Origin of the sequence: Microbacterium tenebrionis (genome assembly GCF_020682665.1) — a bacterium.
Lineage (GTDB): Bacteria > Actinomycetota > Actinomycetes > Actinomycetales > Microbacteriaceae > Microbacterium > Microbacterium tenebrionis.
The window spans coordinates 11505-28909 of sequence record NZ_JAGTTM010000001.1 but is presented as its reverse complement, the minus strand read 5'-3'; the positions used below and the strand labels follow the sequence as shown (position 1 = coordinate 28909).

Here is a 17405-nt window from a genome sequence, read left to right as displayed (position 1 = left end):
TCGAAAGGAACACAGAGTGCTCATTGCACAGCGTCCCACACTGACCGAGGAAAAGATCGCCGAGAACCGCAGCCGGTTCATCGTCGAGCCGCTCGAGCCCGGCTTCGGCTACACCATCGGAAACGCGCTGCGTCGCAGCCTGCTCTCGTCGATCCCCGGCGCTGCTGTCACCAGCATCCGCATCGATGGTGTCCTGCACGAGTTCAGCACCATCCCCGGCGTGAAGGAGGATGTCACCGAGATCATCCTCAACATCAAGCAGCTGGTCGTCTCGTCCGAGCGCGACGAGCCCATCACCGCTTACCTGCGCAAGACCGGTGCGGGCGAAGTGACCGCCGCTGACATCTCGGCTCCGGCCGGTGTCGAGGTCCACAACCCCGAGCTCGTCATCGCGACGCTCAACGACACCGCCAAGTTCGAGCTCGAGCTCACGATCGAGCGCGGCCGCGGCTACGTGTCGGCGACCCAGAACCGCAACGAGTACGCCGAGGCCGGGCAGATCCCCGTCGACTCGATCTACTCGCCCGTTCTCAAGGTCAGCTACCGCGTCGAGGCGACCCGTGCCGGTGAGCGCACCGACTTCGACAAGCTCGTCCTGGACGTCGAGACGAAGAACAGCATCCTCCCGCGGGATGCTGTCGCCTCGGCTGCGAAGACCCTGACCGAGCTGTTCGGCCTCGCCCGCGAGCTGAACGTCGAGGCCGAGGGCATCGAGATCGGCCCGGCGCCTGTGGAGCCCGTGCTCTCCAGCGAGCTGTCCATGCCGATCGAGGACCTCGACCTGTCGGTCCGCTCCTACAACTGCCTCAAGCGCGAGGGCATCAACACGGTGTCCGAGCTCGTGGCGCTGTCGGAGACGCAGCTCATGAACATCCGCAACTTCGGCCAGAAGTCGGTCGACGAGGTGCGCGACAAGCTCATCTCGCTCGGTCTGTCGCTCAAGGATTCGGTGCCCGGTTTCGACGGCGCCCACTTCTACGGCGCAGGCGAAGACGAGTCCTTCTGACCTTCCCGAATATCTGACCAGGAGTTAGACGAATATGCCTAAGCCCAACAAGGGACCCCGCCTCGGAGGCGGCCCCGCCCACGAGCGCCTGCTGCTTGCCAACCTCGCATCGGCGCTGTTCACCCACAAGTCGATCAAGACGACCGAGACCAAGGCGAAGCGCCTGCGTCCGGTCGCCGAGCGCATGATCACGTTCGCCAAGCGCGGCGACCTGCACGCGCGTCGCCGGGTGCTCTCGATCCTCGGCAACAAGGACGCCGTGCACGTCCTCTTCGCCGAGATCGCTCCGCTGGTCGCCGAGCGCGAGGGCGGCTACACCCGCATCACGAAGGTCGGCAACCGCAAGGGCGACAACGCCCCCATGGCCGTGATCGAGCTCGTCCTCGAGCCCGTCTCGCCGAAGGCGAAGAAGGCCGCTCCGAAGGCTGAGAAGGCTCCCAAGGTCGAGGAGCCGGCTGCTGCTGACGCCGGTGCCGAGTCGCAGGAGGAGGGCGCAGCCGCTGAGGCCGTCGCCGCCGCCGCACTCGTCGACGGCGAGTTCGGTGCGGACTCCGCCGCTCCTCTCGAGGATGGCTCCGCTCCCGAGGGCTTCGACATCAAGGGCAACAAGGACTCGATGAAGTTCCACCGCCCCGATGGCCAGTGGTACGAGCAGACCGTCGCCGAGGTGTGGTTCCGCACCGCTGAGGCTGCCGAGGCTGCAGGCTTCACCGAAGCCGGCAAGTAACACGCCGCCGAGAAGGCCCGCCGTCCCCTTGCGGGACGGCGGGCCTTCTCGCGTCTCCGGCGTGCAGGAGCAGGACGCTTCGAGCGATAGGCTTGCGCGAGTGAGTGAGATTCAGGATGCGAGGGTGCGCGGCCCGCGCGCATACCTGACCTTCATCGTCATCGGCATGCTGGCAGGGCTCCTCTCCGGTCTGTTCGGCGTCGGCGGCGGCACCGTCATCGTGCCGCTCCTCGTCATCATGCTGCGCTTCGACCAGCGACTCGCCGCCGGAACGTCGCTGGCCGCGATCGTCCCCACCGCGAGCGTCGGCGTCATCTCGTACGCGGCCAGTGGATCGGTCGCCTGGATCCCCGCGCTGATCCTCGCCGCCGGCGCCGTCGTCGGCGCGCAGATCGGCACGCGTCTGCTTCCACGGATCTCGCAGAACGCACTGCGCTGGGGATTCGTCATGTTCCTCGTGATCGTGATCGTCAGCCTGTTCGTCGTCATCCCGTCGCGCGACGCGGTCTTCGAACTCGGCTGGATCAACGGCATCGCCCTGGTTGTGGTAGGTGTCGGCACCGGCATCATCGCGGGTCTCATTGGCGTGGGCGGCGGCGTGGTCGTCGTCCCCGTGCTCATGCTCGCGTTCGGTACGAGCGACCTCGAGGCCAAGGGCACGTCCCTGCTGATGATGATCCCCACCGCGATCTCGGGGACCTTCGGCAACCTCCGTCACCGCAACGTCGACCTGGTCGCAGCCGGGATCATCGGACTGTCCGCGTGCACGATGACGGCGCTCGGCGCCTGGCTGGCGACCCTCATCGACCCGTTCCTCGGCAACATGCTCTTCGCCGCCTACCTGGCGTTCATCGCGATCCAGATGGCGATCAAGGCCCTGCGCTCGCGCCCCCGCCGCGGTTGACGCGCGTCACGGGAGTTTCTCCCATCGTCGGCCGGGCGGGCGCGCGGCATCCGCTCGGTAGACTTGACCGGTGCCTGTGAACAACGATCTCGTCGGCCGGGAGTTCCCGCCGACCCCGCCGTATCTGGTCGGACGTGAGAAGGTGCGAGAGTTCGCCCGCGCCGTCTTCGCCGACGCCCCGCTGCACACCGATGTCGAGGCGGCCCGCGCGCTCGGCTACGCCGACGTCGTCGCGCCGCCGACCTTCGCGATGGTCATCCAGGACCTCACGCTCCAGCAGCTGCTCTCCGAACCCGACTCCGGCATCGTCCTGACCCGCACCATCCACGCCGAGCAGCGCTTCTCCTACTCACGGCCGATCGTCGCGGGTGCTGAGCTGACAGGACAGCTGAGGGTCACCGGCATCCGCATGATGGCGGGCAACGCCATGATCACCAGCGAGGCCGAGATCACCGATGCCGACGGCGCTCACGTCGTCACCGCGACGAGCGTGCTGCTGGTCGGATCCGACGACGAGGAGGCGACGGCATGACGTACGAGGTCGGAGACGTGATCGCCGAGCGCACCGTCCATCTCACCCGCGAGTCCCTCGTCCGCTACGCCGGTGCGTCGGGCGACTTCAACCCGATCCACTACCGCGATGACGTCGCGGCCTCCGTCGGGCTGCCCGGCGTCCTCGCCCACGGGATGCTCACGATGGGGCTCGCCTCGTCCGTCGTCGTCGCCGCGCTCGGCGACACCGCGAGCATCACCGACTACGGCGTGCGGTTCACCCGCCCCGTCGTCGTCGACCCCCAGGACGGCGCCGACGTGTCCGTGCTCGCGAAGGTCGGCGCGGTCGACGAGGCGTCCGCGCGCATCGATCTGACGGTGAACCACGCCGACACCACGGTGCTCCTCAAGGCGCAGCTGCGCGTCGCGCTCTGATGGCCGAGATCGCGCCCGCGCGCCTCGCGGACCTCACGACGCTGCGCACCGGCGCCGCGCCAGAGCGGATGCTGGATGCCACGACCACGGACGAGCTCGTCGAGTCGCTCCGCGACACGTGGTCGCGCGGGGATGAATGGTTCGTGCTCGGCGGCGGGTCGAATCTCTTCGTCGGCGACGAGCCGTTCGAGGGCACCGTCATCCGCGTCCTGACGACCGGCATCGAACGGCTCCCGTCGCCGCATCCCGGCCGCGTGCGGCTCCGGGTGCAGGCCGGACACAACTGGGACGACCTCGTCGCCTATACGGTCGCCCACGGTCTCGCGGGCATCGAGGCGATGAGCGGCATCCCGGGCACCGTCGGAGCGGCCCCCGTGCAGAACGTGGGCGCGTACGGACAGGAGATCCAGGAGACCCTCGTCGAGGTCGACCTCATCGACGAGTCCACCGGCGAGGTGCAGACCGTACCGGCATCCGAACTCGGACTGGGCTTCCGCACATCTGTGCTCAAGCATCACTACGGTGGAGCGCCGATCCGCCGAGCCGTCATCCTCTCGGTGACGCTCGACCTCGCGGAGGTCGGCGAGGCCGGACGCCCGATCGGAGGTGAGCAGCTGCGGCGCGCCCTGGGGATCAGCGCCGGCGAGCGCGTCTCGCTCGCCGACGTCCGCGAGCGGATCCGCGCGACCAGGGCGGCCAAGGGGATGCTGCTGAACCCCGACGACCCCGACACGACCAGCGCCGGGTCGTTCTTCCAGAACCTCATCGTGCCCGAGACGGTAGCCGCCCAGCTCCCGCCGGAGTGCCCGCGCTGGCCGGTCGAACCCGATCAGGATGCCGCCACCGTGATCCCGCTCGAGTCGTTCGACGGCTATGTTCCGCCCGCGAGGACGACGCGCCCCGACGTCAAGGTCAGCGCCGCGTGGCTGATCGAGAACTCCGGCATCCGCAAGGGATTCCGGCTGCCGCGTTCGCGCGCCGGCATCTCGACAAAACACGCGCTGGCGCTCACCAACCGCGGCGGAGCGACGGCGGGCGAGCTGGCCGAGCTCGCCCGGTACATCCAGGCCCGGGTGCATTCAGAGTTCGGTCTGCTGCTGCAGCCCGAGCCGGTGCTCGTCGGCGTCGAGCTGTAGGGATAGCGTGGCGGGATGAGCGGACTCGTCCCCTACCTCTTCTTTCCCGGCACCGCCGCCGAGGCGCTGACCTTCTACCAGGGCGTCTTCGGCGGAGAGCTGCAACTGTTCACGTATGAGCAGTTCGGTCGCACCGATGGTCCGGGCGATGCGATCGCGCACGGTGCGCTGAACGGTGCGGTGCAGGTCTTCGCCTCGGATGCCGCGGGCGACGAGGATGCCGTGCACATCGTCGGTGCGATGTTCTCTCTGCTCGGCACCGCCGATGCTGAGACGCTGCAGCAGTGGTTCGCCGCGCTCGGCGAGGGCGGCACGATCACCGACGGGCTGCAGAAGCGACCCTGGGGTGACTACGACGGGCAGGTCACGGATCGTTACGGCATCCGCTGGCTGATCGGGTACCAGGAGTCCTGACGCGGGTGCTACGCGAACAGGTGCTGCAGCCGCTGCACGCCCTCGAGTAGCTGGTCGTCGCCGAGGGCGTACGACAGGCGCAGGTATCCGGACGGGCCGAACGCCTCGCCCGGGACCACGGCGACCTCGGCCTCGTCGAGGATGAGATCGGCGAGCTCGAGCGACGTGGTCGGGGTGCGCCCGGCCCAGGTGCGGCCGAGCAGTCCCTGCACATCGGGATAGACGTAGAACGCGCCGAGGGGATTCGGAACGCGCACGCCGTCGATCTTCGACAGTTCGGAGACGATGAGCTTCCGGCGGCGGTCGAAAGCCTCGCGGAACTGCTCGGCTTCGGTCTGCGGCCCGCTGAGGGCTGCGATCGCCGCCTTCTGTGCGATGTTGTTGACGTTGCTCGACAGGTGCGACTGCAGGTTGCCGGCGACCTTGATGGCGTCGGCGGGGCCGACCATCCAGCCGACGCGCCATCCCGTCATCGCGTAGGTCTTGGCGACGCCGTTGACGAGGATCGTCTGGCCCGCGACATCCGGCACCGCCTCGACGATCGACGTCGCCTTGACGCCCTCGTAGGTGAGGTTCTGGTAGATCTCATCCGAGATGATCCAGATGCCGTGCTCGAGCGCCCACTCGCCGATCGCACGGGTCTCCTCGGCGGTGTAGACCGAACCGGTCGGATTCGACGGCGAGACGAACACCAAGACCGTCGTGCGTGAGGTGCGCGCGGCCTCGAGCTGCTCGACCGTCACCTTGTAGTCCTGGTCGGCCCCGGCGAAGACCTCGACCGGGATGCCGTCGGCCAGCCGGATCGCCTCGGGATAGGTGGTCCAGTACGGAGCGGGCAGGAGCACCTCGTCGCCGGGGTTCACGACGGCCTGGAACGCCTGGTAGACCGACTGCTTGCCGCCGTTGGTGACGATCACCTGGCTGGGGGAGACCTCGAGCCCCGAGTCGCGCAGCGTCTTGGCCGCGATCGCCTCACGCAGCGCCGGGAGGCCCGGGGCGGGGGTGTACCGGAAGTTCGCCGGATCCTTCAGAGCCTCGGCTGCGGCATCCACGATGAACTGCGGCGTCGCGAAGTCGGGCTCGCCGGCGGCGTAGGAGATGACGGCCTTGCCGTCGGCCTTGAGCGCCTTGGCCTTGGCATCGACCTTGAGCGTCGCCGACTCGGCGATGGCGGACAGCTTGCGGGAGAGAGGTGCGCGTTCGGTCACACCTCAGATGGTACTCGGGCCGTTCCGAAGCCGTGAGACGTGCTCTGGTTGTGAGACTGAGTCCCAGCTACAATGATTCTCAGTCTCGTACCGTCTACTCAGGAGTGAACGATGAGCGCAGCCACCCCGTACGTCCCCCCGATCGCGGACTACGCCTTCCTCTACCGCGAGGCCTTCGGCCGCGACATCGTCGCCGCGGCATCCGGTGGAGCGATCACCGCCGACGACGCCGTCGAGATCATCGCGGGCGCCGGCGAGTTCGCAGCCGAGGTGCTCGCGCCGCTCGACCGCGCAGGCGACCGGATCGGCGCGCGCCTCGAGAACGGCGAGGTGCATCTGCCCGACGGATTCGCGGAGGCCTACCAGGCGCTCGTCGAGGCGGGCTGGGTCAGCGCGACCGCGCCGGAGTCCGCAGGCGGCGACGGGCTGCCCGAGTCGATCGGAGCCGGCCTCGGCGAGATCTGGAACGGCGCCAACATGGCGTTCGCCCTGTGCTGGATGCTGAGCGCAGGGGCGATCCACGCACTCGACGCCGCGGCATCCGATGAACTGCGCGAGACGTACCTGACCAAACTCGTCAGCGGCGAGTGGACCGGGACGATGAACCTCACCGAGCCCGAGGCGGGCAGCGACCTCGGAGCGATCCGCACCACGGCGACTCCGCGCGAAGACGGCACGTACTCGATCAGCGGACAGAAGATCTTCATCACCTGGGGCGACCACGACGTGGCCTCGAACATCGTGCACCTGGTCCTCGCCCGGACCCCTGGTGCGCCGGACGGCGCCAAGGGACTCTCGCTCTTCGTCGCACCGCGCACGCTCGTGAACGCGGACGGCTCGCTGGGTGAGCGCAACCGCGTCGAGACCGTCGCCATCGAGCACAAGATCGGCATCCACGCGAGCCCCACCTGCGTGCTGTCCTACGAGGACGCCACCGGCTACCTCGTCGGAGAACTCCACGGCGGCCTCGCGGGCATGTTCGTGATGATGAACTCGGCCCGCGTCGGCATGGGTCACCAGGCGACCGGCATCTCCGACCGTGCCTACCAGGGCGCTGCGGACTACGCCGCCGGACGCCTGCAGGGATCGGTCCAGGACAGGCCCGCCGGCGCTCCGATCGCCGAGCACCCCGACGTGCGCCGCATCCTGCGCTCCATGTCGAGCCAGGTGTTCGCGATGCGAGCACTCGCCGTGCACGTCGGCGACCTGTTCGACCGCGCGGCCGGTGACGAGGCCGTGCTGCCGATGGCTGAGCTGTTCGTTCCGATCCTCAAGGGGTGGACGAGCGAAGAGGCGCTGCGCGTCACGAGCGACGGGATCCAGGTCTACGGCGGCATGGGCTTCGTCGAGGAGACCGGCGCAGCCCAGCACTACCGCGACGCGCGCATCATCCCGATCTACGAGGGAACGACGGCGATCCAGTCCAACGACCTCATCGGGCGCAAGGTGCTGCGCGACGGCGGCTCGACCGTCGGTGCCCTCTTCGCGCAGATCGACGAGACCACCGCCGCACTGCGGGCGACCGAGGGCGCTGTGGCGGTTCGCATCGCAGACCGTCTCGCGCGCACGGTGGATGCCGCGCGGCGTGCCACCGACGCCCTGCTCGCCTTCGGCCCGGGCCGGGATGCCTCGGCCGTGAGCGTCCCGTACCTCATGCTGCTCGGTACACTCTCGGGCGGCTGGATGCACGCGCTCGCCGTGGTCGCGGTCGCGGCGCACGCCGAGCCTGCGGAGGCGGATGCTGCGCGCCTCACCGACGCGGACTTCTACAGCGCGCACCACCTCGCCCGTGTGCACGCGCTGGCCGAGACGGTCGCTGCGGGCGAGATCGCCTGACCGCGACAGCCCGCCGGGCCGACGCAGCCCGCCGGGCACAGCTTCGGACGACTGCGTCGTCCGAAGCTGTGCCCGGGGTTGAGCGCGTGCGTCGCGGTCAGTCCTGTTCGACCAGGAACTTCGAGTACGCCGACAGCGTCAAGAACGCGGGGAACTCCGTCCCCAGCGACACCTCGCGGAAGATGTCGGCCGCCTCGTCGTAGCGGTCGCCCGCCGAGCGCGTGGTCTGCGCGAGCACCTCGGTGATCAGGCCCTCGACGTACTCGGCGGTGATGGGGGTGCCGTCGTCGGTCGACCGGTCCTGGTGGATCCACTGCCATACCTGCGAGCGTGAGATCTCGGCGGTCGCCGCATCCTCCATGAGGTTGTCGATCGCGACGGCGCCGAGGCCGCGCAGCCACGCCTCGATGTAGCGGATGGCCACGGAGACGTTGTCGCGCACGCCCTGGGCGGTGATCGGGCGGCCGATGCGCAGGTCGAGCAGATCGGATGCCTTCACGTTCACGTCGTCGCGCTGGCGGTCGACCTGATTCGGGCGGTCGCCGAGCACGGCGTCGAACTCGGCCTGTGCCGTGGGGATCAGGTCGGGGTGCGCGACCCACGTGCCGTCGAAGCCGTCTCCGGCCTCGCGCTTCTTGTCCGCGGAGACCTTCTCCACGGCCGCGGCCGTCACTTCGGGGTCGCGACGGTTGGGGATGAACGCGCTCATGCCGCCGATCGCGAAGGCGCCGCGCTTGTGGCAGGTCTGCACCAGCAGCTCGGTGTACGCCCGCATGAACGGAACGGTCATGGTGATCTCGCTGCGGTCGGGAAGCACGAACCGGGCGCCGCGGCCGCGGTAGTTCTTGATGATCGAGAAGATGTAGTCCCAGCGTCCGGCGTTCAGGCCCGCGCAGTGGTCGCGCAGCTCGTACAGGATCTCGTCCATCTCGAAAGCCGCGGGCAGCGTCTCGATGAGCACGGTCGCGCGGATCGTGCCGTGCTCGATGCCGATGTACTCCTCGGCGAACGTGAAGACGTCATCCCAGAGCTTGGCCTCTTCGCTGGACTCGAGCTTCGCGATGTAGAAGTACGGTCCGCGTCCGCCGTCGATGAGCGCCTGGGCGTTGTGGAAGAAGTACAGGCCGAAGTCGACGAGCGAACCGGATGCCGCCATGCTGCGGCCCGTGCGGTCGATGAACGTCAGGTGCTTCTCGACGAGGTGCCAGCCGCGTGGGCGCATCACGATGGTCGGGGTGCGCTCGGCGGTGACCTCGTAGCGCTTGCCCTCGGGGGAGGTGAAGCTCAGTTCGCCGCGGATCGCGTCGCGCAGCGACAGCTGGCCGCCGATGACGTTCTGCCAGGTGGGGCTGGTGGCATCCTCCTGGTCGGCGAGCCAGACGCGGGCGCCGGAGTTGAGCGCGTTGATCGTCATCTTCGGGTCCGTGGGACCGGTGATCTCCACACGGCGGTCCTCGAGGCCGGGGCCGGCGCCGGCGACGCGCCAGTCGGCGTCCTCGCGGATGTGCCGGGTGTCGTCGCGGAACTGCGGGTCGTGGCCGCTACCGATCTCGAAGCGGCGGCGCAGACGGTCGGCCATGCGGTCGTGCCGGCGGTTCGCGAAGCGGTGGTGCAGCTCGGTGAGGAACGCGATCGCCTCCGGTGTGAGGATCTCGTCGAACCGATCGCGCATGGGACCCGTGACCGTCAGGGCGGGGCCCTGCTGGATGGTCTGGGTCGGAGCGGTGGTCGGTCCGGCGGTGGTCGGAGGAGCGGTGGGAGTGGTCATGATCTGGATCCTTGCGTTGAGACGGTTGCGGGTGTCTGTCGGCCCGGATGCTCTGGTGTAAGCGATGGGCGATCGAGGCGTGTCACCTACTCTGCGTGAAGTTCAAGCGCTCCGAACGCCATTCCCGGGGTGAAGAATTTCGAAACTTCTGCTTTCGTGACAGAATTGCGCCATGAGCACCGCTGACGTTGCAGAAGACACCGATGCCCTCACGATCGGCCGCCGCATCCGGCAGCTGCGCACCGCCCGGGGCATGACGCTCGACGACCTGGCATCGGCCGTCGACCGCGCCCCGAGCCAGATGTCGATGATCGAGACGGGCAAGCGCGAGCCCAAGCTCACGCAGCTGCAGGCGATCGCCCGCGCCCTCGGCGTCACCATCGACGCCCTGCTCGAGGGCGAGCCGCTCGACGAGCGCAGCGCGGCCGAGATCGCACTCGAGCGCGCGATGAAGGGACAGACCTTCCAGGCGCTCGGCATCGAGCCGTTCCGCATCGCGAAGACGGTGCCGACCGAGGCGCTGAAGGCCCTGCTCGCGCTGCACGGCGAGATCGACCGTCTGAAGGACGAGCGCGCGGCGACGCCGGAGGAGGCCCGCCGCGCGAATGTCGAGCTGCGCCATCTCATGCGCAGCCAGGACAACTACTTCGAAGACCTCGAGGAGCATGCGTCGCGCATCCTCACGGCCGTCGGGCACCCTGGTGGGCCGCTGACCCAGCGCACGGCATCCGAGATCGCCGCGTACCTCGGATTCACGCTGCACTACGCGCCCGACCTGCCGCAGACCACGCGCTCGGTCGCCGACCTGGCCAACGGGCGGCTCTACCTCTCCACCAGCATCCAGGCCAAGGGCGACGCCCGCACCTCCGTGCTGCAGGCCCTGTCCAGCCGGATCCTCGGCCACGCCGAACCGCACAGCTACGCCGAGTTCCTGCGCCAGCGGGTCGAGACGAACTATCTCACCGGGGCGCTGATGATTCCCGAATCGCACGTCGTGCCGAGCCTGAAGGCTGCCAAGGAGCGCCGGGCGATCTCGATCGAAGATCTCCGCGACGCGTACTCGGTCTCGTACGAGACGGCGGCGCACCGCTTCACGAACCTCGCCACCCGGCACCTGGACATCCCGGTGCACTTCCTCAAGGTGCACGAGTCCGGCACGATCACGAAGGCCTACGAGAACGACGACGTCAACTTCCCGACCGACCGCCTGGGCGCGATCGAGGGGCAGATGTGCTGCCGGCGGTGGACGAGCCGGGTCGTGTTCGACGAGGACGACCGCTTCAACCCGTACTACCAGTACACCGACACGGGCAACGGCACCTACTGGTGCACCGCCCGCGTCGAGGCATCCAGTGAGGGCCTGCACTCGGTGAGCGTCGGGGTGCGCTTCGACGACACCAAGTGGTTCGTCGGCCGGGACACCCCGCACCGCGGCGTCTCGAAGCACTCGGTCGAGGTATGCTGCCGCCGTGCGCCCGCCGACCTCGAAGAGCGCTGGCGCGAGCAGTCCTGGCCGAACGTGAAGACGCCGCGAACGCTGCTGGCGACCCTTCCGACGGGTTCGTTCCCCGGTGTCGACACGACCGACGTGTACGAGTTCCTCGAGGCGCACGCCCCGCGCTGAGCCGGGAGCCGGGCGCCACGCCGGGCGGACGTCAGACGAGCCGGGTCATGTAGACGTCGATCTCGTCCTCCTCGTACGGCTCGAAGCCGTGCCGCTCGTACAGGCGCCGCGCCGGGCTGCCCTGCAGCACGTTCAGGCGGTAGGTGCCGGGCGCGCGCAGGACGACATCCAGGATGCCGCTGCCGACGCCGCGGCCCTGCACGGCCGCATCCAGGTAGAAGTGCTCGATCCAGGTGGCGTCCTCGGCGACGCGGACCGCGATGGATCCGGCATCCCTGCCGTCGACGACGACCACCCGGGTGGAGGCCGGGTCGAAAGCTGCGCGGAACCGCTCCCGCACGCGCACCGGGTCGAAGCGTCCGAGCCGTTCGAGGTCGTCGCGGAGCACGGTCGCGCGCAGCTCGACGATCCAGTCGGCATCCTCGATCCGGCACGGGCGCAGCGTCCAACTCACGCATGCAACCCTAACGATGCGCGCGCGTCGCGCTAACCTGGCGACGTCGTGACTTCGGGAGGGGATGCCATGACCGTCGTGCCGGATGCCGAATCCGATGCGCGCCTGTGGAGAGACGAGCTGCGCTCGATGGTCAGCGGGGTCAGCCTCGTGGTTCTCATCGCGGCGATCGCGCTCGCTGCGTGGGGCGTCTTCGATTCGATGACGGATGCCGACGGGAACCGGTTCTGGGGCAATTTCATCGTCGCCTCCCCGGGGATCTATGCGGGCTGGTTCATGCTCGAGGTCACATGGAAGCGGCTCGCGCATATCGGCACCGTCCTGCTGCGCCTGGTCTCCGCCTGCATCATCGCGCCGGCGCTCGTCGCGATCCCCGTGGGCGTGATCCAGGCGATCGTCGTGGCATTCCCCGGCGTTCGTGACACGATCACGGAGGCCAAGAGCCTCAACGGCGGGTTCCACTACTGGTGGAACGAAGGCTTCGCCACCCAGCTGCTGCTCGTGCCGTTGGGCGGCTACGCGATCGGCATGTGCATCCCGCTCGCCGTCGCCCTCATCATCGCGCTGCCGGTGATCTCGATCCGCGCCCCGCAGATCGCGGCGCAGGGCTCGCACATCGAGAAGGTCGAGGGGGCGAAGCAGTTCTCGACCACGGCGTTCGTGTTCTGCGGTCTCGGGGCGACGACGCTGGGCATCATCCTGTGGGCGTTCGGCGAGGGGCGCAGCATCGCCGACTTCCCGGAGTATCTCGGGCGCTTCATCCGCACCATGGAGCAGGGCTACGTGTACTGGGAGGACGGCATGTGGCTGCTCGGCGTCGTGTGCGTCGTGGCCGGGGTGGGGCTGATGGGCTGGGGCTGCGTCCGCGTGCTGTTCGCCCGCGGCGCCGAGCAAGGCTGACCGCGAGAATGCCGCTGCCGTACGAGACGGATGCTGGCACGCGCCGTCTCGCCGCGCAGTGCAACTCTCAGGCGGTCGGGGAGGCCTGCAGCAGCGCCCACAGCTCGGCGCGCGCCGGAAACGCCGACAGGTCGAGGGCGAGCAGGCGCGACGCCTGCGCGACGCGCGAGCGCAGGGTGTGGCGATGGATGCCGAGGGCGGATGCCGCCGGATCCAGACGCGCGTCGTGCTCGAGCCAGACGCGAAGCGTGTGCTCGAGGTCGGGGTCCGCAGCGCGCAGCGGCGCGAGCCGGGACTGCGCCACGAGCCCGGCATCGTCCGTGCGCAGGGCGGCGAGGATGCCGGACGCCGATGCCTCAGCGAAGCGGGTCACGCCAGGCTCGCCGCGGCGCAGCGCGCTGAGCGCCTGCCCGTGCGCGTGCGAGAACGCCGTGTAGTCGACACCCTCCGACGTGCCGATGCGGATGCCGAAACGCTCGGCGGCTTCGTCGAGCAGCGCGGCATCCGCATCGGGAAGGCACACGACGACGCCCTCCGGCGAGCTCGCCAGGAACGCGCGGGAGCCGCGCTCGGCCCGCCGCCGCTCCCACCACTCCTCGAGCGCCCCTGGGGCGGCATCCGGCGCAACGGCGACGATGACCGGCGACGCGGGGAGCGTTCCGAGCACCCGCCGGGCGAGGGCGTCGTCGTCGGCGAGGAGGGACACAAGCAGCTGGGTGTGCAGACGCCGGCGGGCGTCTTCGAGCTCCTCGGTCTGCTCGAGGGCGAGGCCGGCCATAGCGATCACCGAGGTGACGACGGCGCGTGCCTCCGAGTCCAGGCCCGGCGCGGCGATCGCGATCGCACCGCGCAGGCCCCGTGAGCGGCCGAGGGTGAACAGCTGCACGGCGTGCCCGTCGAGCACGACCGACCGGCCGGCTTCCGCGCCCCGGGCGAGGACGTCCGAGACGTGCCCGTCGAGCTCGGCGCGGGCGGCGGGGGAGATGCCGCCGGGGGGATGCTCCAGCGTCAGTGCGCCGGCGGCGTCGAACATCGCCACCCAGGCGTCGAGGCGTCGGCCGAGCTCGGCGATGATCGCGACGAGCCCGTGCGGACGCAGCGCTGCAGCGGCGAGTGCGCGCTGCGTGTCGAGCGCCCAGCTGCGGCGGGCGAACGCCTGCGCGGCGACCGCCTCGGCGTGAGCGCGGGCGACGGCGATGAACGGCGTCGCGTACGGCACCTCGAACAGGGGGAGTCCGACGCTTGCGCATGCCGCGACAAGTGCAACAGGCACCTCAGGATGCCGCACTCCCGTGCCGAAGCCGAGCCCGGCGATGCCGCGCGCGGCGAGCCGATCGACGTATTCCGCGGGGGACGTCTGCCCGTCGAACTGGCCACCCGTCGTCAGAAGCGCGAGGTCGTCGGCCAGGAACGGCGTCGGGTCGGCGAGGTCCGTGGAGTGCACCCACCGCAGTGGGCGATCCACCGCCTCGTCGGATCCGGAGACGAGGCGCAGGGCAAGCGCGGGGTCGCGCAGGAGCTCGCGCAGTGATGGGTCCGGCATCGATGTCCAATCGGGTGAACAAGTTGCCGAAATTGTACAGTTCGGCGAATGCATCCGGGAATCGACCGGAATACGCTCGCGATATGCCCCTCCTCGACACCATCCCCGCCGGCGGCCCGGCCCTCGCCCAGGAGCGCCGCCTGGTCACTCCGCTGCCCGGCCCGCGTTCGGCCGAGATCCTCGCCCGCAAGACGGATGCCGTCCCCGCCGGTGTCGCGCACACGGTACCGATCGCCGCGGTCGCGGCCGGCGGTGGCATCGTCGTCGATGCCGACGGCAACTCCCTCATCGACCTGGGCTCCGGCATCGCCGTCACCTCGGTCGGCAACGCGCACCCCAAGGTCGCCGCAGCCGTCGCCGCGCAGGCCGCGCAGTTCACGCACACCTGCTTCATGATCTCGCCCTACGAGTCGTACATCGAGGTCGCCGAGGCACTGAACCGGCTCACCCCCGGCGGCTTCGCCAAGAAGACCGCGCTGTTCAACTCCGGTGCCGAGGCCGTCGAGAACGCGATCAAGATCGCCCGCAAGCACACCGGTCGTCAGGCCGTCGTCGCCTTCGAGCACGGCTATCACGGCCGCACGAACCTCACCATGGCGCTGACCGCCAAGGCGATGCCGTACAAGAGCGGATTCGGTCCGTTCGCCCCCGAGGTCTACCGCGCGCCGCTGTCGTACCCGTTCCGCGACGGGCTGTCCGGGGCGGATGCCGCCACCCGCGCCATCACGCAGATCGAGAAGCAGGTCGGCGCCGAGAACCTCGCGGCCGTCATCATCGAGCCGATCCAGGGCGAGGGCGGGTTCATCGTCCCGGCGGACGGATTCCTGCCCGCGCTCGCGGAGTGGTGCCGCGCGAACGGCGTGGTGTTCATCGCCGACGAGGTGCAGACCGGCTTCGCCCGCACCGGCACGATGTTCGCCTCGGAGCAGTTCGGCATCGAGCCCGACCTCGTCACCACGGCCAAGGGCATCGCCGCAGGCCTTCCACTCGCCGCCGTCACCGGCCGCGCCGAGATCATGGATGCCGCGCACGCCGGAGGCCTCGGCGGCACCTACGGCGGCAACCCCATCGCGTGCGCCGCAGCCCTCGCCGCGATCGACGTGTTCGAGAACGACGGAATGGTCGAGCGCGCCCAGCAGATCGGCGCGCTGCTGCGCGAGCGTCTGAACGCCCTGGCCGCCGCGGACTCCCGCATCGGCGACGTCCGCGGCCGCGGCGCGATGACGGCGATCGAGTTCGTCGACCCGGCCACGAAGGCGCCGGATGCCGCACTCGCGGGTGCCGTGGCCAAGGCGTGCATCGCCGAGGGCGTGATCGTGCTGACCTGCGGCACGTTCGGCAACGTCATCCGCTTCCTGCCCCCGCTGTCCATCGGCGACGAGCTGCTCAACGAGGGCCTCGACGTCGTCGCCGGCGCCCTCGCCGCCGTCTGATCCGCCCCGCAACGTCCGCAACGCCCGAGAACCTGGAGTGTCCATGAGCATCACCGCATCCGACGAGAAGACGCTGCTCGACAGCATCCCCACCGGTCTGTACATCGGCGGCGAGTGGGCGCCCGCGACCGGCGGCCGCACCTTCGACGTGCACGACCCGGCCACCGGGGCCGTCATCCGCTCGATCGCCGACGCGACCGCCGAGGACGGCATCCGCGCCCTGGACGCCGCGGCCGCTGCGCAGGACGAGTGGGCGGCGACGCCCGCCCGCACCCGCAGCGACATCCTGCGCCGTGCGTTCGACCTCGTGCAGGAGCACAAGGAGGACCTCGCGCTGCTGATGACGCTGGAGATGGGCAAGCCGCTTGCCGAGGCGCGGGGCGAGGTCGCCTACGGCGGGGAGTTCCTGCGCTGGTTCAGCGAGGAGGCCGTGCGCATCAGCGGCCGTTACGGGCAGAACCCCGAGGGCACGGGGCGCATGATCGTGTCGCAGCGCCCGGTGGGCCTCTCGTTCTTCATCACCCCGTGGAACTTCCCGTTCGCGATGGCCACGCGCAAGATCGCGCCGGCGCTCGCTGCGGGCTGCACGGTCGTCATCAAGCCGGCGGCACTGACGCCGCTGACGACGATCCTCTTCACGAAGCTCCTCGAGCAGGCGGGCCTGCCGGCAGGCGTCGTCAACGTCGTGCAGACCTCGTCGTCGTCGAAGCTCTCGGCGCCGATCATCGCCGACCCGCGGCTGCGGAAGCTCTCGTTCACCGGGTCGACCGAGGTGGGCCGCAAGCTGCTCGCGCAGGCGGCCGACGGCGTGCTCCGCGTCTCGATGGAGCTCGGCGGCAACGCGCCGTTCGTCGTCTTCGAGGACGCCGATCTCGACAAGGCGGTGGAGGGCGCGATGCTCGCCAAGTTCCGCAACATCGGGCAGGCCTGCACCGCCGCGAACCGTTTCATCGTGCACTCCTCGGTCGCCGACGAGTTCGCCGACCGGATCACCGAGCGCGTGAAGGCCATGAAGATCGGCAGGGGGACCGAGGACGGCGTCGCGATCGGTCCGCTCATCGATGCGGATGCCGTCGACAAGGTCCGCGCGCTCGTCGAGGACGCCGTCGAGCGCGGCGCGACGGTCCGCACCGGCGGCAACGCCGTCGAGGGCGAGGGCACGTTCTACGAGCCCACCGTCGTCACCGAGGTGGCCGCGGGCAGCGACATCCTGCGCGAGGAGATCTTCGGCCCGGTGCTCGCCATCGCGACCTTCGAGACCGAGGCGGATGCCGTGCGCCTGGCGAACGACACCGAGTACGGTCTGGTCTCCTACGTCTTCACGGAGGACCTGGCCCGCGGACACCGCATGATCGACGCCCTCGAGACGGGCATGATGGGTCTGAACGTGGGCGTGGTCTCCAACGCCGCAGCTCCGTTCGGCGGAGTCAAGCAGTCCGGTGTCGGACGCGAGGGCGGCTTCGAGGGCATCCACGAGTACCTGTCCACGAAGTACACCCTGATCCCGAACTGAACCACCCCGCAC

General features: G+C 69.6%; 16 protein-coding genes. 12 read left to right on the top strand and 4 right to left on the bottom strand.

Annotated features, from left to right (window positions below):
- Positions 1-16: 16 nt before the first annotated feature.
- From KEC56_RS00140 to KEC56_RS00110, 7 genes are all read left to right on the top strand, one after another.
- Positions 17-1006, top strand: a complete 990-nt coding sequence (locus KEC56_RS00140; protein WP_175985241.1) for a DNA-directed RNA polymerase subunit alpha — start codon at positions 17-19, stop codon at positions 1004-1006.
- Positions 1007-1040: 34 nt separating this feature from the next.
- On the top strand, positions 1041-1733 hold the full coding sequence (gene rplQ / locus KEC56_RS00135) for a 50S ribosomal protein L17, sunset domain variant (RefSeq protein WP_227529338.1): 693 nt from the start codon (positions 1041-1043) through the stop codon (positions 1731-1733).
- 100 nt (positions 1734-1833) lie between these two features.
- Positions 1834-2637, top strand: a complete 804-nt coding sequence (locus tag KEC56_RS00130) for a sulfite exporter TauE/SafE family protein (protein ID WP_227529337.1) — start codon at positions 1834-1836, stop codon at positions 2635-2637.
- Positions 2638-2707: 70 nt separating this feature from the next.
- Positions 2708-3169: an FAS1-like dehydratase domain-containing protein gene (locus KEC56_RS00125; RefSeq protein WP_227529336.1), complete on the top strand. Its 462-nt coding sequence runs from the start codon at positions 2708-2710 to the stop codon at positions 3167-3169.
- Positions 3166-3564, top strand: a complete 399-nt coding sequence (locus KEC56_RS00120) for a MaoC/PaaZ C-terminal domain-containing protein (RefSeq protein ID WP_227529335.1) — start codon at positions 3166-3168, stop codon at positions 3562-3564. The genes KEC56_RS00125 and KEC56_RS00120 overlap by 4 nt, the downstream gene beginning before the upstream one ends.
- Positions 3564-4700, top strand: coding sequence for a UDP-N-acetylmuramate dehydrogenase (locus KEC56_RS00115; RefSeq protein WP_227529334.1), 1137 nt, complete (start codon positions 3564-3566; stop codon positions 4698-4700). Before KEC56_RS00120 ends, KEC56_RS00115 begins: the two co-directional genes overlap by 1 nt.
- A gap of 15 nt (positions 4701-4715) precedes the next feature.
- Positions 4716-5114 carry a VOC family protein gene (locus KEC56_RS00110; RefSeq protein ID WP_227529333.1) on the top strand — a complete coding sequence of 133 codons (399 nt, stop codon included), beginning with the start codon at positions 4716-4718 and terminating at the stop codon, positions 5112-5114.
- An 8-nt stretch (positions 5115-5122) separates the two neighbouring features.
- Here the strand turns inward: KEC56_RS00110 and KEC56_RS00105 are convergent, their stop codons facing one another.
- Positions 5123-6322, bottom strand: coding sequence for a pyridoxal phosphate-dependent aminotransferase (locus KEC56_RS00105; protein ID WP_227529332.1), 1200 nt, complete (start codon positions 6320-6322; stop codon positions 5123-5125).
- A gap of 111 nt (positions 6323-6433) precedes the next feature.
- On the opposite strand from KEC56_RS00105, the gene KEC56_RS00100 reads away from it, so the two are divergent.
- A complete protein-coding gene (locus tag KEC56_RS00100; protein WP_227529331.1) occupies positions 6434-8158 on the top strand; it encodes an acyl-CoA dehydrogenase family protein in 1725 nt (574 codons plus the stop codon).
- 97 nt (positions 8159-8255) lie between these two features.
- On the opposite strand, the gene aceB is transcribed toward KEC56_RS00100, so the two are convergent.
- On the bottom strand, positions 8256-9926 hold the full coding sequence (gene aceB, locus KEC56_RS00095) for a malate synthase A (RefSeq protein ID WP_372456216.1): 1671 nt from the start codon (positions 9924-9926) through the stop codon (positions 8256-8258).
- Positions 9927-10098: 172 nt separating this feature from the next.
- Between aceB and KEC56_RS00090 the strand changes: the two genes are divergently transcribed.
- The gene (locus tag KEC56_RS00090; RefSeq protein WP_227529330.1) at positions 10099-11550 is read left to right on the top strand and encodes a helix-turn-helix domain-containing protein; all 1452 of its coding nucleotides are present in this window, start codon (positions 10099-10101) and stop codon (positions 11548-11550) included.
- Between the two features lie 31 nt (positions 11551-11581).
- On the opposite strand, the gene KEC56_RS00085 is transcribed toward KEC56_RS00090, so the two are convergent.
- Positions 11582-12004, bottom strand: a complete 423-nt coding sequence (locus tag KEC56_RS00085; RefSeq protein ID WP_227529329.1) for a GNAT family N-acetyltransferase — start codon at positions 12002-12004, stop codon at positions 11582-11584.
- A gap of 69 nt (positions 12005-12073) precedes the next feature.
- Between KEC56_RS00085 and KEC56_RS00080 the strand changes: the two genes are divergently transcribed.
- Positions 12074-12904, top strand: a complete 831-nt coding sequence (locus KEC56_RS00080) for a hypothetical protein (RefSeq protein WP_227529328.1) — start codon at positions 12074-12076, stop codon at positions 12902-12904.
- Positions 12905-12971: 67 nt separating this feature from the next.
- Here the strand turns inward: KEC56_RS00080 and KEC56_RS00075 are convergent, their stop codons facing one another.
- Positions 12972-14447: a PucR family transcriptional regulator gene (locus tag KEC56_RS00075; protein ID WP_227529327.1), complete on the bottom strand. Its 1476-nt coding sequence runs from the start codon at positions 14445-14447 to the stop codon at positions 12972-12974.
- Positions 14448-14530: 83 nt separating this feature from the next.
- Between KEC56_RS00075 and gabT the strand changes: the two genes are divergently transcribed.
- On the top strand, positions 14531-15880 hold the full coding sequence (gabT, locus tag KEC56_RS00070) for a 4-aminobutyrate--2-oxoglutarate transaminase (protein WP_227529326.1): 1350 nt from the start codon (positions 14531-14533) through the stop codon (positions 15878-15880).
- A gap of 43 nt (positions 15881-15923) precedes the next feature.
- Complete coding sequence (locus tag KEC56_RS00065) at positions 15924-17393, top strand: NAD-dependent succinate-semialdehyde dehydrogenase (protein ID WP_227529325.1); 1470 nt, start codon at positions 15924-15926, stop codon at positions 17391-17393.
- Positions 17394-17405: the final 12 nt, after the last annotated feature.

Bases quoted from the DNA above. Each gene is read 5' to 3' on its own strand.
- rplQ (WP_227529338.1), top strand. From the start codon at position 1,041: ATGCCTAAGCCCAACAAGGGACCCCGCCTCGGAGGCGGCCCCGCCCAC.
- KEC56_RS00120 (WP_227529335.1), top strand. From the start codon at position 3,166: ATGACGTACGAGGTCGGAGACGTGATCGCCGAGCGCACCGTCCATCTC.
- KEC56_RS00115 (WP_227529334.1), top strand. From the start codon at position 3,564: ATGGCCGAGATCGCGCCCGCGCGCCTCGCGGACCTCACGACGCTGCGC.
- KEC56_RS00110 (WP_227529333.1), top strand. From the start codon at position 4,716: ATGAGCGGACTCGTCCCCTACCTCTTCTTTCCCGGCACCGCCGCCGAG.
- KEC56_RS00100 (WP_227529331.1), top strand. From the start codon at position 6,434: ATGAGCGCAGCCACCCCGTACGTCCCCCCGATCGCGGACTACGCCTTC.
- aceB (WP_372456216.1), bottom strand. From the start codon at position 9,926: ATGACCACTCCCACCGCTCCTCCGACCACCGCCGGACCGACCACCGCT.
- KEC56_RS00090 (WP_227529330.1), top strand. From the start codon at position 10,099: ATGAGCACCGCTGACGTTGCAGAAGACACCGATGCCCTCACGATCGGC.
- KEC56_RS00080 (WP_227529328.1), top strand. From the start codon at position 12,074: ATGACCGTCGTGCCGGATGCCGAATCCGATGCGCGCCTGTGGAGAGAC.
- KEC56_RS00075 (WP_227529327.1), bottom strand. From the start codon at position 14,447: ATGCCGGACCCATCACTGCGCGAGCTCCTGCGCGACCCCGCGCTTGCC.
- gabT (WP_227529326.1), top strand. From the start codon at position 14,531: ATGCCCCTCCTCGACACCATCCCCGCCGGCGGCCCGGCCCTCGCCCAG.
- KEC56_RS00065 (WP_227529325.1), top strand. From the start codon at position 15,924: ATGAGCATCACCGCATCCGACGAGAAGACGCTGCTCGACAGCATCCCC.